The sequence below is a fragment of the Streptomyces sp. NPDC050560 genome (assembly GCF_044457285.1).
Taxonomy (GTDB): domain Bacteria; phylum Actinomycetota; class Actinomycetes; order Streptomycetales; family Streptomycetaceae; genus Streptomyces.
Genome location: NZ_JBITGT010000011.1, coordinates 228,311 through 252,722, shown reverse-complemented (window position 1 = coordinate 252,722; position 24,412 = coordinate 228,311). Strand labels below are relative to the sequence as shown.

Annotated in this window: 23 protein-coding genes; 12 read left to right on the top strand and 11 right to left on the bottom strand. The window is 72.7% G+C overall.

Annotated elements, in window-relative coordinates:
• Positions 1-58 precede the first annotated feature (58 nt).
• The 6 genes from ACIBIW_RS25940 to ACIBIW_RS25915 all read left to right on the top strand — a co-directional run bounded on the left by ACIBIW_RS25940 (position 59) and on the right by ACIBIW_RS25915 (position 5,258).
• Positions 59-1,159 (top strand): PfkB family carbohydrate kinase, encoded by a 1,101-nt coding sequence (locus ACIBIW_RS25940; protein WP_399339427.1) that lies wholly within the window; start codon positions 59-61, stop codon positions 1,157-1,159.
• 380 nt (positions 1,160-1,539) lie between these two features.
• On the top strand, positions 1,540-2,619 hold the full coding sequence (locus ACIBIW_RS25935; protein ID WP_399339426.1) for a PhoH family protein: 1,080 nt from the start codon (positions 1,540-1,542) through the stop codon (positions 2,617-2,619).
• A gap of 13 nt (positions 2,620-2,632) precedes the next feature.
• Complete coding sequence (ybeY, locus tag ACIBIW_RS25930; protein WP_399339425.1) at positions 2,633-3,130, top strand: rRNA maturation RNase YbeY; 498 nt, start codon at positions 2,633-2,635, stop codon at positions 3,128-3,130.
• 4 nt (positions 3,131-3,134) lie between these two features.
• A complete protein-coding gene (locus ACIBIW_RS25925; RefSeq protein ID WP_399339424.1) occupies positions 3,135-4,469 on the top strand; it encodes a hemolysin family protein in 1,335 nt (444 codons plus the stop codon).
• Positions 4,466-4,822 carry an MmcQ/YjbR family DNA-binding protein gene (locus tag ACIBIW_RS25920; RefSeq protein WP_399339423.1) on the top strand — a complete coding sequence of 119 codons (357 nt, stop codon included), beginning with the start codon at positions 4,466-4,468 and terminating at the stop codon, positions 4,820-4,822. Before ACIBIW_RS25925 ends, ACIBIW_RS25920 begins: the two co-directional genes overlap by 4 nt.
• 100 nt (positions 4,823-4,922) lie before the next feature.
• Positions 4,923-5,258, top strand: a complete 336-nt coding sequence (locus ACIBIW_RS25915; RefSeq protein ID WP_399339422.1) for a cytidine deaminase — start codon at positions 4,923-4,925, stop codon at positions 5,256-5,258.
• A gap of 50 nt (positions 5,259-5,308) precedes the next feature.
• On the opposite strand, the gene ACIBIW_RS25910 is transcribed toward ACIBIW_RS25915, so the two are convergent.
• Positions 5,309-5,824, bottom strand: a complete 516-nt coding sequence (locus ACIBIW_RS25910) for a YceI family protein (RefSeq protein ID WP_399339421.1) — start codon at positions 5,822-5,824, stop codon at positions 5,309-5,311.
• Between the two features lie 160 nt (positions 5,825-5,984).
• Here ACIBIW_RS25910 and ACIBIW_RS25905 point away from each other — a divergent pair, with 160 nt between their 5' ends.
• Together ACIBIW_RS25905 and era are read left to right on the top strand one after the other, a co-directional pair.
• Positions 5,985-6,527 (top strand): MarR family winged helix-turn-helix transcriptional regulator, encoded by a 543-nt coding sequence (locus ACIBIW_RS25905; RefSeq protein ID WP_399339420.1) that lies wholly within the window; start codon positions 5,985-5,987, stop codon positions 6,525-6,527.
• An 87-nt stretch (positions 6,528-6,614) separates the two neighbouring features.
• The gene (era, locus tag ACIBIW_RS25900; protein ID WP_399339419.1) at positions 6,615-7,565 is read left to right on the top strand and encodes a GTPase Era; all 951 of its coding nucleotides are present in this window, start codon (positions 6,615-6,617) and stop codon (positions 7,563-7,565) included.
• 51 nt (positions 7,566-7,616) lie between these two features.
• On the opposite strand, the gene ACIBIW_RS25895 is transcribed toward era, so the two are convergent.
• Complete coding sequence (locus ACIBIW_RS25895) at positions 7,617-8,492, bottom strand: helix-turn-helix transcriptional regulator (RefSeq protein ID WP_399339418.1); 876 nt, start codon at positions 8,490-8,492, stop codon at positions 7,617-7,619.
• Between the two features lie 578 nt (positions 8,493-9,070).
• On the opposite strand from ACIBIW_RS25895, the gene ACIBIW_RS25890 reads away from it, so the two are divergent.
• Positions 9,071-10,069: a LacI family DNA-binding transcriptional regulator gene (locus ACIBIW_RS25890; RefSeq protein WP_399339417.1), complete on the top strand. Its 999-nt coding sequence runs from the start codon at positions 9,071-9,073 to the stop codon at positions 10,067-10,069.
• 55 nt (positions 10,070-10,124) lie between these two features.
• On the opposite strand, the gene ACIBIW_RS25885 is transcribed toward ACIBIW_RS25890, so the two are convergent.
• Genes ACIBIW_RS25885 through ACIBIW_RS25870 form a run of 4 tightly spaced genes read right to left on the bottom strand, consistent with a single transcriptional unit; the run spans position 10,125 to position 15,739 of the window.
• The gene (locus ACIBIW_RS25885; protein WP_399339416.1) at positions 10,125-12,257 is read right to left on the bottom strand and encodes a dipeptide ABC transporter ATP-binding protein; all 2,133 of its coding nucleotides are present in this window, start codon (positions 12,255-12,257) and stop codon (positions 10,125-10,127) included.
• Entirely contained in the window at positions 12,254-13,204 is a 951-nt protein-coding gene (locus ACIBIW_RS25880) for an ABC transporter permease (protein ID WP_399339415.1), read from the bottom strand. Before ACIBIW_RS25880 ends, ACIBIW_RS25885 begins: the two co-directional genes overlap by 4 nt.
• Positions 13,201-14,148 carry an ABC transporter permease gene (locus tag ACIBIW_RS25875; protein WP_399339414.1) on the bottom strand — a complete coding sequence of 316 codons (948 nt, stop codon included), beginning with the start codon at positions 14,146-14,148 and terminating at the stop codon, positions 13,201-13,203. The genes ACIBIW_RS25880 and ACIBIW_RS25875 overlap by 4 nt, the downstream gene beginning before the upstream one ends.
• A 4-nt stretch (positions 14,149-14,152) precedes the next feature.
• Positions 14,153-15,739: an ABC transporter substrate-binding protein gene (locus tag ACIBIW_RS25870; protein ID WP_399339413.1), complete on the bottom strand. Its 1,587-nt coding sequence runs from the start codon at positions 15,737-15,739 to the stop codon at positions 14,153-14,155.
• 363 nt (positions 15,740-16,102) lie between these two features.
• Here ACIBIW_RS25870 and ACIBIW_RS25865 point away from each other — a divergent pair, with 363 nt between their 5' ends.
• Both ACIBIW_RS25865 and ACIBIW_RS25860 read left to right on the top strand, forming a co-directional pair.
• Entirely contained in the window at positions 16,103-17,125 is a 1,023-nt protein-coding gene (locus ACIBIW_RS25865) for a LacI family DNA-binding transcriptional regulator (RefSeq protein ID WP_399339412.1), read from the top strand.
• A 45-nt stretch (positions 17,126-17,170) separates the two neighbouring features.
• Positions 17,171-18,577: a sulfatase-like hydrolase/transferase gene (locus tag ACIBIW_RS25860; RefSeq protein ID WP_399339411.1), complete on the top strand. Its 1,407-nt coding sequence runs from the start codon at positions 17,171-17,173 to the stop codon at positions 18,575-18,577.
• 32 nt (positions 18,578-18,609) lie between these two features.
• On the opposite strand, the gene ACIBIW_RS25855 is transcribed toward ACIBIW_RS25860, so the two are convergent.
• On the bottom strand, positions 18,610-19,317 hold the full coding sequence (locus ACIBIW_RS25855) for an alpha/beta fold hydrolase (protein WP_399339410.1): 708 nt from the start codon (positions 19,315-19,317) through the stop codon (positions 18,610-18,612).
• A 114-nt stretch (positions 19,318-19,431) separates the two neighbouring features.
• Here ACIBIW_RS25855 and ACIBIW_RS25850 point away from each other — a divergent pair, with 114 nt between their 5' ends.
• Positions 19,432-19,776, top strand: a complete 345-nt coding sequence (locus ACIBIW_RS25850) for an ArsR/SmtB family transcription factor (protein WP_399339409.1) — start codon at positions 19,432-19,434, stop codon at positions 19,774-19,776.
• Between the two features lie 13 nt (positions 19,777-19,789).
• On the opposite strand, the gene ACIBIW_RS25845 is transcribed toward ACIBIW_RS25850, so the two are convergent.
• The 4 genes from ACIBIW_RS25845 to ACIBIW_RS25830 form a co-directional block, all read right to left on the bottom strand.
• Positions 19,790-20,662, bottom strand: coding sequence for a carbohydrate ABC transporter permease (locus tag ACIBIW_RS25845; RefSeq protein WP_399339408.1), 873 nt, complete (start codon positions 20,660-20,662; stop codon positions 19,790-19,792).
• Positions 20,652-21,608, bottom strand: coding sequence for a carbohydrate ABC transporter permease (locus ACIBIW_RS25840; protein ID WP_399339407.1), 957 nt, complete (start codon positions 21,606-21,608; stop codon positions 20,652-20,654). Before ACIBIW_RS25840 ends, ACIBIW_RS25845 begins: the two co-directional genes overlap by 11 nt.
• Positions 21,605-22,969, bottom strand: coding sequence for an ABC transporter substrate-binding protein (locus tag ACIBIW_RS25835; RefSeq protein WP_399339406.1), 1,365 nt, complete (start codon positions 22,967-22,969; stop codon positions 21,605-21,607). The genes ACIBIW_RS25840 and ACIBIW_RS25835 overlap by 4 nt, the downstream gene beginning before the upstream one ends.
• Positions 22,970-23,081: 112 nt before the next feature.
• On the bottom strand, positions 23,082-24,173 hold the full coding sequence (locus ACIBIW_RS25830; protein WP_399339405.1) for a glycoside hydrolase family 172 protein: 1,092 nt from the start codon (positions 24,171-24,173) through the stop codon (positions 23,082-23,084).
• Positions 24,174-24,412: the final 239 nt, after the last annotated feature.

Below are 24,412 nucleotides of genomic sequence, written 5' to 3'. Positions count from 1 at the left end.
TCGGACACCGTCCCCCGCCGCGGCGGGGTCTCGATCCGTACCGCACAGGAAGCGCAGCGTGAGCACTCAGGGCGAGGAAACCGGCCGACACGAGAGCGCGGTCGACCCGCTCGGAGGGGTCAGGGCACCGCACGATCCCCCCGTCGACGTCTATCTGACCGGCGCCGTGTTCCTCGACATCATCTTCACGGGCCTCGACAGCGCCCCGGTCCGCGGCACCGAGTCCTGGGCCCGCGGCATGGGGTCGAGCCCCGGGGGAGTGGCCAATATGGCGACCGCGCTCGCCCGCCTCGGGCTGCGCACCTCGCTGGCCGCCGCCTTCGGCGACGACCACTACGGCGACTATTGCAGGGACGCGCTGGAGCGCGGCGAGGGCGTCGACCTGTCCGCGTCGCGCACCGTCCCCGGCTGGCACTCCCCGGTCACCGTCTCGATGGCGTACGAGGGCGAGCGCACCATGGTCTCCCACGGCCACGAACCGCCGCCCGAGGAACCGGAACCGGCGCCCCGCCGTCCGCCGCACGCCCGCGCCGCCGTCACCGCCCTCGCGCCCGGCGGCCACGCCCCCTGGGTCGAGGCGGCCGCACGCCGCGGCACCCGTATCTTCGCCGACGTCGGCTGGGACGACACCGGCCGCTGGGACCTCGGCGACCTGGCCCAGCTCGCCCACTGCGAGGCGTTCCTGCCGAACGCCGCTGAGGCCATGCGCTACACCCGCACCGACTGCCCGCGCGCCGCCGCCCGCGCCCTCGCGGAGCGGGTCCCCGTCGCCGTGGTCACCCTCGGCGCCGAGGGCGCGTACGCCGTGGACGGCGGCAGCGGGGAGACCGCCGAGGTGCCCGCCATCCAGGTGGAGGCGCTGGACCCGACCGGCGCGGGAGACGTCTTCATGGCCGGCTTCGTCACCGGCACCCTCGCCGGCTGGCCGCTCGCCGACCGGCTCGCCTTCGCCGGTCTCACCGCCGCCCTCTCCGTCCAGGAGTTCGGCGGCTCCCTCTCCGCGCCCGGCTGGGCCGAGATCGCCGCCTGGTGGCGCCACGCGGACCGCTACGACGACCAGCCCCTGGCCCGCTACGCCTTCCTCGACCGGCTGCTGCCCGCCAGCTTCCGCCCAGGACCGCTGCGCAGGGCGGTCCCGACGCTCGGCTTCGGGCGCTGAAGGGACCGTGCGGGAGCCGGGTGGCCGAGCGGCTGCGGGGGGCACCGCCCGCGCCGGGATGGCGGCAGGCGCCGCCCGCGGCTCAGGGACGGCGTCAGGCGGCCTGGTGCGTGCCCCCGCCGATGGCGCGTGGCGCGCCGCCGCCACATCGTGAGCGAGGTGAAGGCGACCGTGTACACCACCCCGCCGATCACCACCGCCACCCATGCGTGCGTGCCGCGCAGCGCGAGCTGTATCCCCGCGGCGCCGGGCCCCCGCGCCCCCCGCCTCCGGACTGCTGGTATGAAAAAACCTCGGTGTTGTCAGCCCCCCGACGTACGCTGGGGGCAGCAGCGACGCACCCGCACCGAGGAGGGACGAGCAGGCCCCAGAGCCAGCCCATGACGCAGACATCCACAGCTCAGGGCCCCGCCAAGGGGCAGGCACACGCGCACTTCACCGTCCCCGCCGCGCACCCCATGGTGACGGTCCTCGGCTCGGGAGACGCCCTGCTGCGTGTGATCGAGAGGGCCTTCCCGGCGGCCGACATCCACGTCCGGGGCAACGAGATCAGCGCCGTGGGCGACCCCGACGAGGTCGCCCTCGTGCAGCGCCTCTTCGACGAGATGATGCTGGTGCTCCGCACGGGGCAGCCGATGACGGAGGACTCAGTGGAACGCTCCATCGCCATGCTCAGGGCGAGCGAGAACGGCGAGGGCGAGGGCGGCGAGACCCCCGCCGAGGTGCTGACGCAGAACATCCTCTCCTCCCGCGGCCGCACCATCCGCCCCAAGACGCTCAACCAGAAGCGCTATGTCGACGCCATCGACAAGCACACCGTCGTCTTCGGCATCGGCCCCGCGGGCACCGGCAAGACCTACCTCGCCATGGCCAAGGCCGTGCAGGCCCTCCAGTCCAAGCAGGTCAACCGGATCATCCTCACCAGGCCCGCGGTCGAGGCGGGCGAGCGGCTCGGCTTCCTGCCCGGCACGCTCTACGAGAAGATCGACCCGTATCTGCGCCCGCTCTACGACGCCCTGCACGACATGCTCGACCCGGACTCGATCCCCCGGCTGATGGCGGCGGGCACCATCGAGGTCGCCCCCCTCGCCTACATGCGCGGCCGCACCCTCAACGACGCCTTCATCATCCTGGACGAGGCCCAGAACACGAATCCGGAACAGATGAAGATGTTCCTGACCCGCCTCGGTTTCGACTCCAAGATCGTCATCACCGGCGACGTCACCCAGATCGACCTGCCGAGCGGCACGAAGAGCGGCCTGCGCCAGGTCCAGGACATCCTCGACGGCGTGGACGACGTGCACTTCTCCCGGCTCACTTCCCAGGACGTCGTACGCCACCGGCTCGTCGGCCGTATCGTCGACGCCTACGAGAAGTACGACAGCCGTCAGCTCGCCGAGTCCCCGGCCCCGAGGACCGGCGGAAGGCCCCGCACCCGCGGGGACGTTCCCGGAAAGTGACCAGACACCAGGCATGGCGATCGACGTCAACAACGAATCCGGCACCGACGTGGACGAGCGGGCGCTCCTCGACATCGCCCGCTACTCCCTCGCCCGGATGCGTATCCACCCCCTCTCCGAGCTGTCCGTGATCGTCGTGGACACGGCGGCCATGGAGCAGCTCCACATCCAGTGGCTCGACCTGCCGGGTCCGACCGACGTCATGTCGTTCCCCATGGACGAGCTGCGCCCGCCCGGCAAAGACGACGACGAGCCGCCGCAGGGCCTCCTCGGCGACATCGTGCTCTGCCCCGAGGTCGCCGAGCGGCAGGCCGAGGAGGCGCCCACCCGGCACACCATGGACGAGGAACTGCAACTCCTCACCGTCCACGGCCTGCTGCACCTGCTCGGCTACGACCACGAGCAGGCCGACGAGAAGGCGGAGATGTTCGGCCTCCAGTCCGCGATCGTCGACGGCTGGCGCGCCGAGCAGGGCCTCACGGGCCCCTCACCGGCGCCGACCGTCGCCTGACGCCATGAGTGCCCAGTTGATCGTCGGCGCCGTCCTGCTGGTCGTCGTCGCCTGGCTCGCCGCCTGCGCCGAGGCGGGCCTCGCCAGGACGTCCAGCTTCCGCGCCGACGAGGCGGTGCGCTCAGGACGCCGCGGCAGCGCCAAGCTCGCCCAGGTCGCCGCCGACCCCACCCGCTACCTCAACGTCGCCCTGCTGGTGCGGGTGGCCTGCGAGATGGCGTCCGCCGCCCTCGTCACCTACGCCTGCCTCCAGGCGTTCGACACCACCTGGGGGGCGCTGCTCGTCGCCATCGGCGTCATGGTTCTTGTTTCGTACGTGGCCGTCGGCGTCTCCCCGCGCACCATCGGCCGCCAGCACCCGCTGAACGTCGCCACCGCCGCCGCCTATGTCCTGCTGCCGCTCGCCAGGATCATGGGCCCGGTGCCCGCGCTGCTCATCCTCATCGGCAACGCCCTCACCCCCGGCAAGGGCTTCCGGCGCGGCCCGTTCGCCTCCGAGGCCGAACTGCGCGCCCTCGTCGACCTCGCCGAGAGCGAGTCCCTGATCGAGGACGAGGAGCGCCGCATGGTGCACTCCGTCTTCGAACTCGGCGACACCCTGGTGCGCGAGGTGATGGTGCCGCGCACCGACCTCGTCGTCATCGAGCGGTACAAGACCGTCCGCCAGGCGCTCTCCCTCGCGCTGCGCTCCGGCTTCTCCCGCATACCGGTGACCGGCGAGAGCGAGGACGACGTCGTCGGCATCGTGTATCTGAAGGACCTCGCCCGCAAGACCCACATCAGCAGGGACACCGAGTCCGACCTGGTGTCCACCGCGATGCGCCCGGCCGCGTTCGTGCCCGACACCAAGAACGCCGGGGACCTGCTGCGCGAGATGCAGCAGGACCGCAACCACGTCGCCGTCGTCATCGACGAGTACGGCGGCACCGCGGGCATCGTCACCATCGAGGACATCCTGGAGGAGATCGTCGGCGAGATCACCGACGAGTACGACCGCGAACTGCCGCCCGTCGAGGACCTGGGCGAGGGCCGCCACCGGGTCACGGCCCGGCTCGCCACCGGCGACCTCGGCGATCTTTACGGCCTGGAGTCCTACGACGACGAGGACGTGGAGACCGTCGGCGGCCTCCTCGCCAAGGCGCTCGGCCGGGTCCCCATCGCCGGGGCGCACGCCGTCGTACCCCTGCCCGACGGCCGCGGGCTGCGGCTGACCGCCGAGTCCGCCGCGGGCCGCCGCAACAAGATCGTGACGGTGCTCGTGGAGCCCGTCGAGGTGGCGGGCCCCGGCAGCACGGACGCCGCGGCCCCCGCCGCCCAGAGCCCGGGGGAGGCGCTGTGAACGCGGCACGGCTGCGCGCGTTCTGCCTGTCGTTCAACGCCGCAGTGGAGGAGTTCCCCTTCGGGCCCGACGCGTCCGTGTTCAAGGTCGCGGGCAGGATGTTCGCGCTCAGCGGCCTCGACACCGTGCCGCTGAAGATCAGCCTCAAGTGCGACCCCGAGGACGCGGTCCGGCTGCGCGCGGAACACCCCGCCATCGTTCCGGGCTACCACCTGAACAAGCGGCACTGGAACACCGTTACCGTCGACGCGGACCTCGACGACACCCTGGTCCGCGAGCTGATCGAGGACTCGTACGACCTGGTGGTGGCGAAGCTGCCGCGCGCCGAGCGGCTGCGCCTCGACCGGCCCTGACAAGACCGGTGCCGCGGGCCGGGAAACGCCCCGGGGACGGGCCCGTCGACGACCCGGGACCGCCCAGGGGCGCCGCGGGGCCACCCCATATCCTCTGACCATGACCGACGCCCTGGACCCCGAGGACAAGAAGATCGTCACCCTGGCCCGCTCCGCCAGGGCCCGCAACGCCGTGCCGGAGGGCGCCGCGGTACGGGACGAGACCGGCCGCACCTACGTCGCCGCCACCGTGGACCTGCCCTCCCTCAGCCTGAGCGCCCTGCGCACCGCCGTCGCCATGGCGGTGGCCTCGGGCGCCACGTCCCTGGAGGCCGCCGCCGTCGTCACCGAGGCGCCGGAACTGCCCGAAGCGGACCGCGCCGCGGTACGCGACCTCGGCGGCCAGGACACCCCGGTCCTGGTGGCGGCGCCGGACGGCACACTGCGCTCCTCCTAGCCGCGCGCGGGGGCGCCCGGCGCGCCGCGCCCGACGCCCGCGCGCCCCGGTCAGGACGTCGCGCGGGTGAAGCGGAGGGCGGCGGTGACGGTGGTCAGGCCGCGCATCATGCCGAGCTGGTTCCACCCCATGCCGAAGTGGGAGCGGTCCACCTCGAACTCCGTGTGCAGCGTGACCGCGTCGGCGTCCGACTCGGCGAGGCGCGCGGTGAGGGACAGCGGCCGGGCGGCGCCGCGCACGGTCAGCTCGCCGTCGACCTGCACCTCGCCGCCGTCGCGCAGTTCGGCGCCCGTGACGTCGTAGGTGATGCCCGGGTGGTTGTCGGCGTCGAAGAAGTCGGCCGACCTCAGATGGGTGTCGCGCTTGGCGTTCTTGGTGTCGAGCGAGGCGGCCTCAAGCTTCAGGGAGCCCACGGCCGACCCGTCCGCCCTGACCTCGCCCTGCCCGCTGACGGAGGTGAAGGCACCCTTCACGGTGACCAGGCCCCACATCGTCTTGTGGCGGAAAGTGACGCTGCTGGCGCCGCTGTCGAGCTGCCACAGGCCGGTTTCCACGGCGGCGCTCATGGGGGTGTTCCTTTCCTCGGGTCTCTTCCGACCACTTCGGATCGCCTTGAGTGTCCCGCCGCGCCGAGTCGGGCGCCGAGTGGGACGACGTCACGCTAGCGGGTAATCCAAAACTGAACAACCTCTGGCGCGCGTAACGCCGGCTGTTAGACTCAAACCCGTGGACGCCTCCCGTGATCACGCCGCTGACCTGCCCGAATGCCCCGGGGCGCAGGGCGGCGGACTGCTCCCGGAGGAGTTGCGCGCGTGGATGACCGTGCTCGCCGCGACCGGGGCCGCCGAGCGCCGGCTGCACTCCGTCGTGAAGGAGCGGCTCGACGTCTCGCACGACGAGTTCCTGGTGCTGTGCCTGCTCGCCGAGGAGCCGGAGGGCGGGCTGCGCATGTCCCGCGTCGCGGAACTGCTCGGCCGCCCCAAGACCCGTCTCACGTACCAGATCGCCTGCCTCCAGCACTCCGGCCTCGTCGCCAGGCGCTCCGTGCGCGGCGACCGGCGCGGCGTCGAGGTCTCCCTCACCGACAGGGCGCGGCGGCTGCTGACGGAGGCTTCCGACGCGCTCGCGGAGGCGGTCACCGACGCCCTCGCCCGGTTCGTCGGCCCCGCACAGCGCGCCGCCCTGCGCGCCCTGCTGCCCGAGACGGCCGACGGCTCACGCCCGGGGCGCGCGGCCCCGGGCGGCGCACCGCTGCCGGCCGAACCGTAGCGGCGCCCGCCGCCCCGCGTGGACCGCCGCCGCCGTCGCGGCGGACGTGGTGCGAGGGGCCCGCCGGGATCGGGGACAATGGGCGCCATGAGCGCCAGTCCCCAGCCCCCCGAGCCCGCCCAGGTGCCCCACCGGGCCGGTTTCGCCTGCTTCGTGGGCCGCCCCAACGCGGGCAAGTCCACCCTGACGAACGCTCTGGTCGGGCAGAAGGTGGCGATCACCTCGACCCGCCCCCAGACCACCCGCCACACCGTACGCGGCATCGTGCACCGCCCCGACGCCCAACTGGTGCTCGTGGACACCCCCGGCCTGCACAAGCCGCGCACCCTGCTCGGCGAGCGGCTGAACGACGTCGTGCGCGCCACGTGGGCCGAGGTGGACGCCATCGGCTTCTGCCTCCCCGCCGACCAGAAGATCGGCCCGGGCGACCGCTACATCGCCAAGGAGCTGGCCGGCATCCGCAGGACCCCGAAGATCGCGGTGGTCACCAAGACCGACCTGGTCGCCCAGGAGGCGCTGGCGCAGCAGCTCATCGCGGTGGACCAGCTCGGCAGCGAGCTGGGCATCACCTGGACGGAGATCGTCCCGGTGTCCGCGGTACGGGGCGAGCAGGTGAGCCTGCTGGCCGACCTGCTGGTGCCGCTCATGCCCGAGGGGCCCGCGCTCTACCCCGAGGGCGACCTCACCGACGAGCCCGAGCAGATCATGGTCGCCGAGCTGATCAGGGAGGCCGCGCTTGAGGGCGTGCGGGACGAGCTGCCGCACTCGATCGCGGTGGTGGTGGAGGAGATGCTGCCCCGCGAGGACCGCCCGGCGGACAAGCCCCTGCTGGACATCCACGCCAACGTCTACATCGAGCGCCCCAGCCAGAAGGGCATCGTGATCGGCCCGAAGGGCAAGCGCCTCAAGGACGTCGGCATCAAGTCCCGCCGCCAGATCGAGGCGCTGCTCGGCACCCCGGTCTTCCTCGACCTGCACGTCAAGGTCGCCAAGGACTGGCAGCGCGACCCGAGGCAGCTCAGGAAACTGGGCTTCTGAGAGCGGGCGCCGCGCGACCGGCGGTGTTGCCGGGAGCGCGCCGCACGGCGGCTACCGGTGCGGCCCGTCAGGGCGCTCATCCGCGGTCATCGACTGGTGGCCGACCACGCGCAGCAGTGCCAGCGCCTCGTGGGCCGGGGTGCCGGGGCGGGCCGAGTGGATCAGCAGGTGCTGGCAGGGGTCGGAGCCGACCAAGGTCTCGCAGTCGAGTTCCAGCAGGCCCACCACGGGGTGCAGGAACCGCTTGGTGTCCACGCGCCGCCGCGCCACCTCGTGGGTCCGCCACAGCGCGCGGAACTCCCCGCTCGTCGCCAGCAGTTCCGCCACCAGCGCGGCGGGGGCGGGATCGTCGGGCCGCGCCGCCGCCACCGCGCGCAGGTTCGCCACATGCGCGCGGGCGTGCTCGGCGCGGTCCTCCTCGGGGAACAGCAGCCGGGCCCCGGGGTCGAGGAAGTAGCCCCGTATGAGGTTGTGCACGCCTGCGGGGCGCCCGTACGCGTGCCCGCTCAGCAGCTCCGCCATCCTGTTCTGCGCCAGCACGTCCCCGTAGTCGGTGATCACCCGGGCCGGGGTGTCGTACAGCCTGTCGAGCAGGAGCAGCAGCCCCGGCCGCACATGGCCGGGCTCCCGGTGCTCGCGCGGCGGCGCCTCGCCCGCGAGGTGGAAGAGGTGGTCGCGCTCGTCGCCGGTGAGCCGCAGCGCGCGGGCGAGCGCCCGCAGCATCTGGCGTGAGGGGCGCGGGCCCCTGCGCTGTTCGAGGCGCGTGTAGTAGTCCGCCGACATGCCCGCGAGCCGCGCCACCTCCTCACGGCGCAGCCCGGGGGTGCGGCGCCGCGAGCCCGGTTCGAGACCCACGTCCACGGGGTTCAGCCGGGCGCGGCCGCGGCGCAGGAAGTCGGCCAGTTCGGGTCGGTCGAGTCGGTCCACACCCTCCAGCTTCACCCCATCCGCACCCCGTATCCAGGGCCCACTGGTCCCAGGACCGACACCGGCCGCTTCCGCGGGGAAAGCCGCACCTGCGGCTCCCGCCGGGGGGCGGTGTCTGCCGCTCCTGTGGGGAAAGCCGTGCCCGTCGCTCCCCGCGGGGAGCACGGTGCCTGGCGCCTCTGCGGGGAACGCCGTGCCTGCCGCCTCCGAGGGGGCCGGGATGCGTATGCCTGTCGGGGGCGGGGTCGCCGCTGGCGCGGCGGGTCTCGCTGGCACGGCCAGCGGACCGGAAGCCGGGTCCACCATCCACCCGCACGCCCCACCCCGCCGCAGGCGCGACGGCGAGCGCGCGCCCGCCAAGCCCACGTCCCCGCCAAGCGTCCGCCTGCCCGCCAAGCGCGCACCCCCCGAAATTCCCGAGCCTCCCCGGCCTCGGCCGGGTAGGCTTCGGCCGGTCCCCGCGCCTCGGGGCCGACGTGTCCAGCGCCACATTCGGCCCCGGCCGTACGCCTCCCACCAGTATGAAATCCTTTTCACGGTAGGCTGGGGGCAGACACCGGGAAAGGATGCGGACACAGGTGGTCACGATCCATGACGTGGCGCGGGCCGCCGGAGTATCACCGGCAACCGTCTCCCGCGTTTTCAACGGCGGCAATGTCACCCCGGCGCGCGCCCTGTCCGTGCAGCAGGCCGCGGCCGAACTCGGCTTCGCGCCCAACCGCCTCGCGCGCTCCTTGCGCAAGCAGCAGTCGAGCGTCATCGGGCTGGTCATACCGGACATCGAGAACCCCTTCTTCACCTCGCTCGCCCGCGGCGTCGAGGACGCGGCGCAGCGCACCAGCCTCTCCGTGGTGCTCTGCAACTCGGACGAGGACACCGAGAAGGAGCGCCGCTATCTGGAGGTCGCGCTCGGCGAGCAGATGGCGGGGGTGATCGTCGCCGCCGCCTCCCGCGACCATACGGACCTGGGGCCGCTGATCGCCCGCGGCATCCCGGTGGTGGCCGTCGACCGCAGGCCGCACGACGCCGAGGTCGACGCCGTGATGGTGGACAACCAGCACGGCGGCGAGGCCGCCACCCGCCATCTGCTGCGCGCCGGATACCGCAGGATCGCCTGTATCACAGGACCCGAGGGCGCCTCCACCTCCGAGGAGCGGCTGAGCGGCTACCTGACGGTGCTCCGCGACAGCGGCGGCGTCAAGGACGCCTACGTCCGCTACGCCGACTTCCGCGTCGAGGGCGGCAGGGCCGCGATGCGCGCGCTCCTCGCGCTGCCCGAGCCCCCGGACGCGGTCTTCGTGACCAACAACCTGATGACCATCGGCGCCCTCGACGCACTGCGCGAGGCGGACCTCGCGGCGCCCGGCGTCGGCGTCCTCTCCTTCGGCGACGTGCCCTGGGCCTCCCTGCTGCGCCCCTCGCTCACCACCGTCGAACTGCCCTCGTACGAACTGGGCCGCACCGCCGCCGAGTTGCTGCTGCGGCGGATGAGCGGGCGGGAGACCTCGCTCCAGACGGTGGTGCTGCGCACCACGCTGCGCGCCCGCGAGAGCACCACGGGCCCCGCGGAGCCGTAGCGCCCCCCGCCCCGGCGGCCCCCGGCGCCGTACGCGCGCCGCGCCGTCCGTGCGTTCAGGGCGCCGTGGGGCTGCCCGCGTCCAGCAGCTCCTCGGCGAAGTGGCAGGCCGCGGACCTGCCGGGGCGTATCTCGCGCAGGACCGGCGCCTCCTCGGTGCAGCGGGCGCGGCCCTCGTGGTGCAGCGGCCCCAGGGGGCAGCGGGTGTGGAAGCGGCAGCCGGCGGGCGGGTCGAGGGGGCTCGGCAGCTCCCCGGTCAGCGCGGGCGCGCGCCGTGCGCGCCGTTCTACGGATGCCGCGCTCGGCTCGGGCACCGACGCGACCAGGCCCCGGGTGTACGGGTGCAGCGGGGCGTCGAGGACGGTGGCGGCGGGGCCCGTCTCCACGGCGGTGCCCAGGTACATCACGGTGACCCGGTGGCTGAAGTAGCGCACCAGGGAGACGTCGTGGGAGATGAAGACGTAGGAGAGGCCGCGTTCCGCCTGGAGTTCGTCCAGCAGGTTCACCACCTGCGCCTGGAGGGACACGTCGAGCGCGGAGACCGCCTCGTCGCAGATCAGGACCCGGGGGTCGACCGCGAGCGCGCGGGCGATGCAGATCCGCTGGAGCTGCCCGCCGGAGAACTGCCCGGGGCGCCGGTCGAGCGCGTCGGCGCCGAAGCCGACGGCTTCGAGGAGTTCGGCGCTCCGCTTGCGGCGGGCCCGCGGGTCCGGCTCGATGCCGTGCACGAGCAGCGGCTCGTCGAGGAGGGCCCCGATGGTCTTGCGGGGGTTGAGGGACGCCTTCGGGTCCTGGAAGATCATCTGCACCGAGCGGCGGAACGGCGCGAGCCGCCGCCCCGAGAGCCCGGTGACGTCCCGGCCCCCCGCGGTGACGGTGCCGCCCGTGGGCTCGTCGATACGGACGAGGAGCCGGGCGAGCGACGACTTGCCGCAGCCGCTCTCACCGACGATGCCCAGGGTCTCGCCCGGCGCGACCGACACGTCCACGCCGTCCACCGCGCGCACCACCCCGGCCCCGCCCCTGCTGAACAGGCGGCTGCGCACCCGGTGGTGCCGGGTCAGGGCCCGCCCGGCGAGGGGCGCCGCCGCGCTCTCGTCGCCGGTCCCCGGCGAACTGCGCGCGGCGCGCGGCGCGGACGGTGTGGTTACGGCCGCGTCACCCCGCGCCGCGTCGAGCGGCACCGGGTTCCAGCAGGCGGCGCCCGGCTCCCCGCCCGCGCCGTCCCACACGCCGTGCGGGTCGCGCGTGGCGCAGGAGTCGAGCGCCCTGGCGCAGCGCGGCGCGTACGAGCAGCCTTCGAGGGGGCGTGTGAGATCGGGCGGGGCGCCCTCGATGGCGCGCAGCCTGCGGTCCCTGCGCGCGCCCAGGTGCGGCACGGAGTCGATGAGCGCGCGGGTGTACGGGTGCCGGGGCGCGGTGAACACCTCGGGCAGCCGGGCCCGTTCCACGACACGGCCCGCGTACATCACCGCGACCTCGTCGCAGAGTTCGGCGACGACCCCGAAGTTGTGGGTGACCAGCACCACGGCGGTGCCGTACTCCCGGTTCAGCCGGGCGAACACCCGCAGGATCTGGGCCTGCACGGTGACGTCGAGCGCGGTGGTCGGCTCGTCCGCCACCAGCACCTCGGGCTCCCCGCACAGCGCCAGCGCGATCACGATGCGCTGGCGCATGCCGCCGGAGAACGCGAACGGGTAGTCGTGGCAGCGGCGTTCCGGCGCCGGGATGCCGACGACGCGCAGCAGTTCCATGGCCCGGGCGCGCACCTCGGGGCCGCCGAGCCCGGGGCGCTTGACCCGGATGGTCTCCTCCAGTTGGGCGCCCACCCGCATCACCGGGTCGAGCGCGTTCATCGGGTCCTGGAACACCATGGAGATCCGGTCGCCGCGCAGCGCCGCACGCTCCGCTTCCGGCATCGCGAACAGGTCGCGGCCGTGGAAGGCGACAGCGCCCGAGTCGACACGGCCGCTGCCGCGGACCTCGCCGAGCAGCGAGAGCGCGGTCACCGACTTGCCGGAGCCCGACTCCCCGACGACGGCGAGCGTCTGCCCCGCGCGCACGTCCAGGTCGACGCCGCGCAGGGCGCGCACCCGCCCGGCGGGCGTGTCGAAGCTGACGCGCAGGTCCCGCACCCGCAGCACGACGGGCGCCCCGGACGCCCCGGGCGGCGTGGCCGCGGCCGTCACCGGGCGGCCAGCTTCCGGTTCAGCGCGTCGGCGAGCAGCGTGAAGCACAGCACCATGAGGCTGATGACCACCAGCGGTCCTATCGCGTAGAAGGGCGAGGAGGTGAGCAGCGACAGGCTGGTGTTCAGCAGGCTGCCGAGCGAGGGGTCGGGCGGCGCCACACCGAGCCCGAGGAAGCCCATGCCGCCCTCGATGAAGACGGCGGTGGCGCAGGACAGCGCGGTCTGCACCAGCAGCACGTCGAAGCAGTTGGGCAGGATGTGCCGCAGGTACAGCCGGGCCGTGGGCACCCCGAGCACCCGCGCCGAGTGCACGTACTCCCGGTGCGCCTGGGCCCGTACGGCGCCGCGCAGCACCCGGCCGATCATCGGCGTCGCGGCCACGGCCACCGTCGTGACGACGGCGGGCAGCCCGGCGCCGAGCACGGCGGCGAAGGCGAGGCCGAGGATGAGCGCGGGGAACGCGAGCACCACGTCGAACAGCCGCTGTACGGGGGTGTCCGACCACCGTCCCGCGGACGAGAAGAGGCCGAGCAGCCCCCCGGCCGCCAGGCTCAGCGGCACCCCCGTCACGATGACGAGCAGCGTCAGTCTGGTCCCGGCGAGTACCCGGGCGAGCAGGTCGCGGCCGAGTTCGTCGGTGCCCAGCGGATGCGCCCAGGACGGCGGGGCGAGCGCGGTGGCGGACGCCAGTTCGTCGGGGCCGTGCGGCAGCAGCGGCGGCACGACGAGCGAGGCGAGCGCCAGCAGGAGCAGCAGGGCGGCGCTGACCCCGATGGCCGGGGTGCGCAGCGCGCCGAGGAGGCCGCCGCGCCCGGTGTCCGCGGGCGGTGCAGGGGCGGCCGCGGGCGGCCCGTCGGGTCCGCCGTTGTCGGCCACGGCCGCTTCCACGGGATGGGCCGTGCCGGTCGTGTCGGCGGGGTGCGCCGCCTCGTTCGGGTCCGTCATGTCCGCTCCCGCACTCGGGGGTCGAGGGCCGCGTAGACGACGTCGCTGAGCAGTTGCAGCACGATGAACGCCGTGACGGCGAGCAGCAGCAGGGCCTGCACCAGCGGATAGTCACGGGCGTGGGCCGCGGTGACCATCGTCTGGCCGAGCCCCGGCCAGGCGAAGACGCTCTCCACGATGATCGCGCCGCCCAGCAGTTGCCCGATCTGGATGCCCAGCACGGTCACCACGGGGCCCGCCGTGTTGGGCAGCGCGTGCCGCAGCAGCAGCCTGCGGCCCGAGAGCCCCCGCATCCGGGAGGCGAAGTAGTGCTCCTCGTGGAAGACCCGCTGGAGCGAGGCGGTGAGGAACCTGGCCAGGACCGCCGCCGCGGGCATCGCCAGGCACAGGCTCGGCAGCAGCAGGAACTGCGCCCCCGCGACCGGGTCGGAGAACAGCGACACATAGCCGCCGGGCGGCAGCAGCCGCAGCCAGGTGGAGCACACCAGCACCAGGACGACCCCGGTGACATACGTCGGCACCGACAGCATCAGGGCGTTGAACGCGGCGAGCGCGGTGCGCAGCCAGCCGGTGCGCGCCAGCGCGCTCGCCACGCCGAGCGGGAACGCGATCAGCACCGCGAGCAGCAGTGCGCACACCGCCAGCGTCCCGGTGTTGCCGAGCCCGCGCAGCACCAGCTCCGACACCGGGGCGCCGCTGGTGAACGAGGTGGCGAAGTCGCCGCGCAGCGCGTGCCCGAGCCAGGAGAAGTACTGGTCGGTCAGCGGCCGGTCGAGGCCCATGCCGTGCCGGATCGCGGCCACCGCCGCCGGGCCCGCGTCCGGGCCCGCCACGATCGCGGCGGGATCGCCCGGCGCCAGCCGCAGCACCGCGAAGATCGGCACGGTGGACAGCAGCAGCACGAGCAGTGCCGACGGCACCCTGCGGAGCACGTAACGGAGCATCGTCTCAGCCCTCCGCCAGCCGGGTCCCGTCCAGGACCAGGTAGTTGAACATGCTGTAGGCGATGCCCTGTACCGACCTGCTCACGGCGAACGTCGTCGAGCTGTTGACCAGGTCGATGACGAACTGCTCGTCCAGCAGGAAGGCGTTGACCCGCGCCACGGTCCGCCGGGTGGCGTCCGGCTCGTTCGACGCCCACAGCTTCGCGGCGAGCGCCCGGTACTCGGCGCTGTCGAAGTTCGAGGCGTTCTTGGTGGCGTTGAACGGATAGGCGCCGCCCAGCAGGGTGGCCGGGTTGATCTGCCCGAAGCCGTGGCCCGCGACCCACAGGCCGGGGAACGTGGCGGTGTTCAGGTGCTGCTGGAACTCGGCGGGCTGGAGCGGCCGGATGGTGGCGTCGAGGCCGATGGCGCGCAGCCCGACCTGGACGATCTCGGCGATCGAGCGGTAGCCGCCCGAGTCGTTGCCGCGGATGGTCAGCTCCAGGTGGGCGCCCCGCGCGCCGGCCTCCTCGACCAGCCGCCGGGCGCGCGGCAGGTCCTGGTGGTAGTGGCCGGCGGCCCGCTCGTCGTAGCCGGGGGAGGTGGGCGCCCAGGGCAGGCAACTGGTGGTGCCGACGCCCGACATGGCCATGTCCCGCACCTTGCGGCGGTCGACGGACCAGGCGATGGCCTGCCGCACCCGCTTGTCGTCCAGCGGTGCGCGGGTGACGTTGCAGCCGATGTACTGGCCGACGTCGCGGGTGTCCGCCTCGATCAGCCGCAGCCGGTCGTCGGCGCGGATGTCGCGCTGCTGGAGGGGCTGGAGCCCGACGCCGAGATGGGTCTGGCCGCTCTGCAGGGACGCCACGATGGCCTGCGGCTCGGTGACGATACGCAGTTCGACCTCGTCGAGCCGGGGCAGCCCCGCCCGCCAGTAGCGGGGGTTGCGGCGGAAGGTCATCGACACGCCGGGGGAGTAGTCCCGGAACGTGAACGCGCCGGTGCCGTTGATGACCTTGCCGCTCTCCAGCTCCGGGATCGACTCGTGGTCGACGATCATCATGATCTCGGCGAGGTCGAAGAAGTTGGTGATGCTGTGCCCGAGCCGCAGCGTGATCTCGTTCCTGCCGGTGACGCCGTGGTCCTTCACCACCGAGGCGGCGGAGCGCAGTTGGCCGGGCGCGCCCTCCCCGCTCGCCTGGTACGCGATGTTCTCGGCGACGTCCCGGGGCCCGAAGGGGCGGCCCGAGTGGAAGCGGACGTCGTCGCGCAGGCGCAGCACGACGGTGCGGCCGCCGTCCCCGATGTCCCAGTCGGCGGCGAGCTGCGGGCGCGGGGTCAGCGTGCGGTGGTCGTAGGCGGTCAGGGAGTTGAACACCAGCCGGGGCCATGAGGTGTTCGGGGTGTTCTGCTGCCGCAGCGTCGGCATGTCCACATCGTCCATCTGCGCCATGACAAGACGCCCGCCGCGCCGCGCGCCCCCGCTCGCGCTGCCGACCTGCCGCACCACCGGGGTGCATCCCGCGGCGAGCAGGCCCGCCCCCGCCAGGCCCGCGGCGCCGAGCAGGGCGCGCCGCGACGGCCGCCCGTGCGCCGCGTCGGGCTCCGACATGGCCACCCCCTCGCCGTGACCGGCGGCCGCGTGTCCGGCAGCCGCCGTGTCCGTCCTCGTTCTCCGTGTTTCGGGTGTTCGGGTGTTCGGTGTTGCCGCGTTCTCGCGTTCTCGCGTTTCCGTGTTTCCGGCCCTCGCCGTGCGCCCGGGGCGGCCCCGCTGGTCCTTCACCCACGCAGCGCCCAGGAAAGGTGCCCTCACCCTCCGCTGGCAAGAGAAAGGAGTGAATCGATTGATTAAATTGCTGTGAAGCCACAGGCCGCTTACGGAACGTGCAGTTCAGGGCGGTGTGCGTGAAGGGAGGTTCAAATGGTGAACGCAGCGGGGTTGACTCCCGGCCCCGGGGTTGTTAATCGTCTCACCATGCCGAAGGGACAGCGCCCCACCGCCAAGGACGTGGCCGAGCTTGCGGGAGTATCGCCCGCGGCCGTGTCCTACGTCGTCAACGGGCGCGGCGACCGGTTCAGCGCCGCCACCAGGGACCGGGTGCTCGCCGCCGTCGAGCAGCTCGGCTATGTGCCGGACTCCGCGGCGCGCGGGCTGCGCAGGCGGCGCACGGACCAGATCTGCCTGGTACTCGGCTCGGTGGGGGTGCCGGCGACCGACGTGCTGGTGCGCCAGCTCAACGACGAGGCCGACCGGCGCGGTTACAGCGTCCTGAGCGTCCTCGTCGACTCCGCCGCGCGCGCCGACCGCGCCTTCGCGCTGCTGCGGCGCGGCATCGCCGACGGCGCCCTCGTCTCCGACCCGTACAACCGCATGGACCAGGGCAGGCTGGCGGCGCTCGCGCGCAACCGGCTCGCGCTGGTCGTCATGGACAACGCGGTGGACCCGGAGGGCTTCGACGTCGTGCGCACCCCGGAGAAGCGCGAGTGCGGCATCGCGCTCGACCACCTCGTGGAGAGCGGGCGCCGCCGGATCGCGTTCCTCGGCCACGACAGCGACCTGCGGCCCGGTCCTCAGGGCTTCGCCGAGCGCCTCGACGCGTATGTCGAGGCGCACGCGCGCCACGGGCTGCCGCGCGATCCGCGGCTGCTGGTGCCGGGGGCGGAGGACCGCACCCGCAGCTACTGGGCCGTCACCGGTCTTCTGCAACTTGAGGAGCCCCCCGACGCGATCTTCTGCGCGTCCGACAGGGCCGCGATCAGCGCCGTGTGGGCGATCCGCGACGCGGGCCGCTCCGTCCCGTTCGACGTGGCCGTCCTCGGCGTGGGCAACCTGGACGAGGGGCTGATCACCCGGCCCGCGCTGAGCACCGTGGGACAGCCTCGGCTCGACTTCACGGGCGCGATAGAGCTGCTCTTCGACCGGCTGGAGGCCGACGAGCCCCCGCCGGGCCGCGAGGCCGTCATCCCCTGGTCCTTCATCCGCCGTGGCACCACCTGACACACCGAGCCGCGGCACCGCGCGGCCCAGCGAAAGGAACCCGCCATGCCGCAAGGGCGGCCCCACCCCCATGTGATCGTCGTCCTCACCGACCAGCAGCGCTGGGACACCACGGGCGCCGGCGGCAACCCGCTCGGACTCACCCCGGCCTTCGACCGGATGGCGCGCTCCGGCACCCTCGCCGAGGCCGCGATCACGCCCCAGCCCGTCTGCGCCCCGGCCAGGGCCGCCCTCCAGACCGGCCGCCACCCGACCGCCACCGGTACCTTCCGCAACGGCATCCCCCTCGGAGCCGGGAACCGCACCCTCGCCCACCACTTCGGCGACGCGGGCTACACCACCGGCTACATCGGCAAGTGGCACCTCGCCGACGGCGACCCGGTCCCCGAGGCGCAGCGCGGCGGCTACCGGCACTGGCTGGGCGCGAACACCCTGGAGTTCACCTCCGACGCCTACCGCACGGTGCTCTACGACGAGGACGGCGACCCCGTCAGGCTGCCCGGCTACCGCTCGGACGCCCTCTTCGACGCCGCCGTGCGCTTCGCCGCCGACCACCACCGCGAGCCGTTCTTCCTCTTCCTCTCGCTGATCGAGCCGCACCACCAGAACGAGGTCGACAGCCATCCGGCGCCCGAGGGCTACGCCGAGCGCTACCAGGGCCGCTGGATGCCGCCCGACCTGGCCGCCCTCTCGGCCCACGGCGGCACCGCGCACCGGCACATGGGCGGCTACCTCGGCCAGGTCCGCCGCGTCGACGAGGGCCTGGGACGGCTGCTCGACGCCCTGCGCAGCATGGACATCCTGGACGACACCGTGGTCGCGTTCACCTCCGACCACGGCAGCCACTTCAAGACCCGCAACGCCGAGTACAAGCGCTCCTGCCACGACGGCTCGCTGCGGGTGCCGCTCGCCGTGCGCGGTCCTGGCTTCGAGGGCGGCCGGGTCCTCACCGGGCCCGTCAGCACCATGGACCTGGCGCCGACCCTGCTGGACGCGGCCGGTGTCGGGGTGCCGCAGGACATGCAGGGCCGCTCGTTCCTGCCCCGGCTGCGCGACCCCGCCGCCGCCCCCGACGCGGCCGCGTACAGCCAGATCAGCGAGTCCGAGTGCGGCAGGGCGCTGCGCACCGCCCGCTGGAAGTACTACGTCGCCGACCCGGACGCCGACCCCTGGAACACGCCCGCGTCCGCCCGCTACACCGAGTCCGCGCTCTACGACCTGGAGCACGACCCGTACGAACTCGACAACCTGGTCGGCCTCACGTCCCACCGCGCTGTCGCCGACGGGCTGCGCGAGCGGCTGCTGCGGCGGATGGCGGAGGCGGGCGAGCCGCCCGCCGAGATCGTGCCCGCCCCGGCGCGCACCCGCTCCCAGCGCCGCGTCGACCCCACGGTGCACTCCCTCGCCGTGCGGGGAGCGCGCTTCGGGCACCAGCCGAAGGGCGGGCGGTGACCACCGGGTGCCGGACCCACGCCACGCCCGCGTCAGAGCCAGTCGGCCATCCCCCGCAGCGTGCCGTCGAGGTCGTCGTGGTGGAGCACATGTCCCGCGCCCGGCACGGTCCGCACCGTGTAGCCGAGGCCGGGCAGCCGCCGCGCCAGCGCGTCGGGGACCGTGAGGCTGGGGTCCGCGAGCAGCACCAGGGAGGGGGCGTCGGCCGGTTCCGGTGTCACGCCGGGGGAGCCGAGGGACGCGTCGAGGGTGGCGGTGTCCCAGCGGCGCAGCGCCGCCAGCTTGGCGGCGAGCGCGTCCGGGTGCCAGCGCGGGTTCGCGGCGGCGAGGGTGTCCAGGTCCCAGCGGGTCTGGGCACGCAGTCCCGCCGCGACGCTCTCGTCGGGGGCCGGGCCCCACGCCGGGTCCAGGTACACATAGCGTGCGGCGCGGATACGGTCGCGCGCCATGAACAGCAGCCGCCCGCCCAGGCTGTGGCCGACGGCGACCGTGTACGGGCCGGGCGCGGCGGCGGCCAGCGCGTCCGCCTCGGCCCCGAGGGTGTACGACTCCAGCCTGGAACTGCGGCCGTGCCCCGGCAGGTCGGGCGCCAGGACCCGATAACCCCGTGCGGCCAGCGCGGGCCCGAGCCGTACGAAGCTGGTCGAGGCCGAGCTGAGGCCGTGCACGAGCAGTACGGTGCGGTCGCCCTCGCCCCAGGTGCGCAGGGGCGGGCAGGAGGAGCCGGGGGACGCGGGCATGGCTGTGCCTTTCGCCGTACGGGCCTGTTTCAAGGTCTGTTGAAACAGCGCGGGGTGCACAGCATGCCCGGACGGCACGTTATTGTTCAAGAGGCGTTGAAGAAGGGGGCCGGGATGGCGCGGAGCACGGTGGCGGACGCGGAGGACCCGCCCGAGGGGGACGCGGTCCCCGAACCGTCCCTCGGGGGGCTGCTCTCCGCGCTTTCCGACCCCCACCGGCGCACCATTTTCCGGCTGCTCGCCGAGGGCGGCGAGATCTCCTGCACGGGCGCCATCGCCGACCTGGGTCTGAAGGCGTCCGCGGCCTCGCACCACTTCAAGGTCATGCGGCTCGCCGGGCTCACCGACACCCGCCGCGAGGGCACCCACCGCTATATGAGCCTGCGCCGCGCCGCCCTCGACGCCCGGTTCCCCGGGCTCGTCACGGCGCTGCTGCGCGCGATGGCACGGGAGGGCTGAGGCGGACCCCGCCCTACTTCAGCCCGGACGTCTTGATCGACTCCACGATCTGCCGCTGGAAGGCGAAGAACAGGATCAGCATCGGGATGGCGGCGACGGTGGCCGCCGCCAGGATGTAGTTCCAGTTGGAGCTGTACTGCGTCTGGAACGAGGCGATCCCCAACTGCACCACCGTCAGGCTGTCGTCGTTGGTGGCGACGAGGGGCCAGACGAAGGCGTTCCAGTTGGCGAGGAAGAAGAAGATCGCCAGCGCCGAGAGGATCGGACGGGACATCGGAAGGACGATGTTCCAGTAGACCCGCCAGTGCCCGCAGCCGTCGATGATCGCCGCCTCCTCCAGCTCCTTGGGCAGCCCCAGATAGAACTGCCGCAGCAGGAAGATCCCGAAGGCGTTGAAGATGGCCGGGACGATCAGCCCCTGGTAGCTGTTGAGCAGGTGCAGCTCGCGGGCGACCATGAACAGCGGGATCAGCACCACGGGCGCCGTCACCAGCAGCGTCGCGAAGATCGACGCGAAGATCTTCTCCCGGCCCGGGAAGCGCAGCCGCGCCAGCGCGTAGGCCGCCATCGAGTGGAAGAAGAGCGCCACGATCGTGATCACGGCCGAGGTGAAGAAGCTGTTCCACAGATAGCGCGCGAACGGCACCTCGGTGAAGACGTAGACGAAGTTCTGGACCGTGAACTCCTTGGGGACCAGGCTCCCGTCGGTGACCGTGGAACGGGTCTTGAACGCCGCCGACACCATGTACAGCACCGGCAGCACACTGATCACGGAGACCACGACGGCGAGGAGCGTCAGACCCGCCCTGCCCGGACGCAGCCGCCGCGCGGGCCGCGTCCGCGCCCGTCCGCCCGCCGTGCGCACCGCGGTCGTGTCACTCGCCATCGTCGAACCTCCCGCCACGCGTGAACTTGAAGATCACCGCGGAGCAGACCACCATGATCAGCACCAGGAAGGTGCCCATGGCCGACGCGTAGCCGTACTCCCCGAAGCCGAACGCCTGCTGGTAGATGTAGAAGATCGCCAGCGAGGTGCCGTTCGCGGGGCCGCCGTTGGTGAGGACGAAAATGAGGTCGAGGCCGCCGGTGATCGCCGCGACCACCGACATCAGCAGCACGAAGAAGCTCGTGGGGCGCAGCAGCGGCCAGGTGATGGAGCGGAACGTGCGCCAGGGCCCGGCGCCGTCGATCTTCGCGGCCTCGTAGTACTCGGTGGGGATCTCCTGGAGGCCCGCCAGGAAAATGATCATGTAGTAGCCCATCATCACCCACACCATGACCGCGATGACGCAGCCGAGGGCGAGCGAGGGGCTGCCCAGCCAGGACTCGCCGTCGAACCCGGCGGCCCGCATGGCCCTGTTGACCGCGCCGGTCTGCTCGTCCAGCAGGAACTTCCACAGCACGCCGACCACGACGAGGCTGATCACGTACGGCAGGAAGAGCAACGTGCGGTAGACGCCCACGCCCGGCAGCCTCTGCTTGATCAGCAGCCCGAGACCCAGACTCACACAGAAGAGCACCGGGACCAGGATCACCATGTACAGCCCGGTGATCTTCAACGACTGCCAGAACAGCGGGTCGTGGAACATCCGGTCGTAGTTGCCGAGACCGATCCAGTCGTAGCTGCCGAAGCCGCTCACCTGGAAGAAGCTCAGCAGGACGGACAGCACCATCGGAACGGCCACGAAGACCAGCAGGCCGATGCCGTCGGGCGCCAGGAACAGGAGGGCGGCCAGCCACTCCCTGTGCTTGCGGCTCATCCGGGGCCGCGGCGGCCGCTCCGCCGCCTCCGGGGCGGCGGCACGGTCACGCCCCGCGGTGACACTGCTCATACCAGGCTCGCCCCCTTGTAGCTCTTCGTGTACGCGGCGATGGACTCCGCGGCCCGCGACGCCTCGCTGTCCACGCTCCGGCCGGCCAGCATCACGCCCTGGACGGCGTCGGAGATCGCCTTGTAGACCACCGGGGGATAGCGCGGCTCGGCGCGCCCGCCGGGAAATATCTCGTCCTTGAACTGCGTCATGACCGGCGACTTGTAGCCGCCCTCGGCGTTCCCGCGCTTCAGCGCGCTCTGCCGGGGCGCCACGTCCGACTTGGCGCGGATGCACCAGTCGACCATGCGGTCCACCGAGTCCCGGCGGTCGGAGCCGAGCGCCCAGGCGCAGAACTCCGCCGCCGCCTCGGGATTGCGCCCCTTGGCGTTCGCGCAGAACGACCAGCCGCCCAGCCCCGTGACGTACTTGCCGCCCGGGGGCAGCGGCAGCTTGAACACCCCGTAGCGGAACTTGGGCGCGTACGCCTTGAAGCTGGACACGTTCCAGATGCCCTGCTGCCACATGGCGACGTTGCCGCCCTTGAAGCCGCTGATGACGTCGCCCGCGGCCGGCAGCGTGCGCGGTGCGATGCCGTGCTTCACCGCGTCCTGCCACAACTGGAGCGCCTGCCGCGTGGCCTTGGAGTCGAACGCGACGTCACCGTTCTTGTCCAGCACGTCGCCGCCGCCCTGCCACATGAACGGGTACCAGGTGAAGTTCTGGTAGTAGCCGGGGTTCGTCTCGAAGACCAGGCCCGCCCTCGTCCTCGTACGGAGCTTGTCGCCGACGTCGAGGAGCTGGTCCCAGGTGGTGGGGATGTCCGCCTCCGACAGGTGCGCCTTCTCGAAGGCGTCCACCGAGTAGAAGATCGCCAGCGGCTCCACCTCCATCGGCAGCGCGTACACCTTGTTCCCGACCCGGCGGCTGTCCAGCGCCGTGCCGTAGTCCTCGACGACGCCCTTGCCCAGGTGCGGGGTGAGGTCGGCGAGCACCCCGCCGTTGTAGTAGCGCAGGAAGTCGCCCGGGCTCAGCATGAAGATGTCGGGACCGTCGCCCGTGGCGAACGCGGACGGCACCTTGAAGCCGTTCAGATACGTCGGCTGCGGCAGGTAGACCAGTTCGATACGGGTCTTGTGGGTCGCGTTCCACTTGTCGACCATGTCGACATACCACTTCGACTGCGCGTTGACCGCCGGGTCGGGGGAGTCCTGGGGCCCGTAGAAGTTCCAGAACTTCAGGGTGCCGCCCTTGGCCGAGGCCGTACCGCAGCCGGTGAGCAGCGCGGGGGCGGCCGCCGCGGCCCCCGCGCCCGCGGTGGCGGTGAGGAAACGGCGCCGCGAGACGCCGCCGCGCCCGGTGCCGTTGCCGTGCTGGAGCATCAGGTTCGCTCCTGTTCGTGGGATGGAGCCATGCGGAAGGGAACGCCCCTGCGGCCGCGCCGCGGGGCAGGGTCCGTGCGGACCACCGGGGAGGAGGGCGAGCGGGACGCCGTCAGTCCACTTCGAGGGTGAGCAGGTCGGGCGCCCCGGGACGGGACGCGGACGACGGGGCGTCCAGATAGAACAGCGAGGTGCTGGCGATGTCGTCGCTCGTCGGCCGGTAGCGGTGCGGCAGCCCGTTGCCCTGTCCAGGGCCGATGCCCAGGCTCTGGACGGTCACCCGCAGGTCATCCGCGAAGTGGATCGGGTCCAGGACGTGCCAGCGGTACATCCCGAAGCGCTGCTGGCTGCTGTAGAGCCCGTCCGGGCGCAGGATCTGGTTCAGCCCGAGGTACGGCGTCGTGTACGCGGTGTACCCCTGCCCCGGCACGTCGAAGTTCCAGGCCCCGCCGAAGTAGTCCTCGGTGCCGGTGCCGCAGATCGTGGGGAACTCCTCGTCCCCGTCCAGGTAGAACTTCAGCTCGCCCTCGCCCCACCAGCCCGGGCTGTTCACGCCCCAGGCGAGATAGGTGCCGACGTAGCTGCCCTCGCCCCGCACCCCGTCGAGCAGGGTGTGCACCTCGCCGTACGGCACCGGGTGGCTGCGCCGCCACTGCGCGTGGAAGTAGCGGGAGTCCTCGGGGACGTCCGCCAGCTCGTAGTCCACCTGGTAGTACAGCGTCACCGGGTCGGCGGAGAGGTTCTCCAGCGTGATCCTCGCGGCGCGCCGGAACGGCATCGGCCAGTACGCGTTGAAACCGCCGTTCGGATTCGACGCCACCGGGACCGAGGAGACCTGGCTCCAGGTGTTCCAGCCGTTGCAGAAGAAGTCGCCGAGCGGCACCTCCACGGCGGGCTCCGCCTCGTCCTCCCAGTACACCCGCAGCAGCGTGGAGCGCCACGCCTGGTGCGGTGCGGTGGTGCACCAGAGGTGGCGCAGGGTGCCGGGGCCCTCGACGGACGCGAGCGTCGCGGTCTCGCCGCCGGCTATCCCGATGCTGGGAGAGATCTTCCAGCCGGGACCGAGCCTGTCGGCCGCGACGGCGCCCGTGCCCTCGGTCGCCCGGCCGCCCCCCGACTTCGCGCCGGTGAAGTTCTCGGCGCTGATGGAGCGCGTCACGGCTCGTGACCTGCGGGAGAGGCCGTCGAGTCCAAAGGTCGTCATCGTTGTCCGCCTTCGAGGGGGAGTACGCGAGTGCGCGCCGTGCGGGCCCGGGCACCCCCCGTGGGACCCCGGACCGCCGACGATCAAGAAATGTCGGGAAACGTACTGGACTTCGCCGATTGTAACTATATGGGAGGTGGCTGAAATCCATTTCACCGAAACGTAGAGTGGGGTGCCCGAGGTGTCAAGGGCTGCTGCGTCACGGTGTGGACCGCGCTGCTGACCTGCTGGAATCTCCG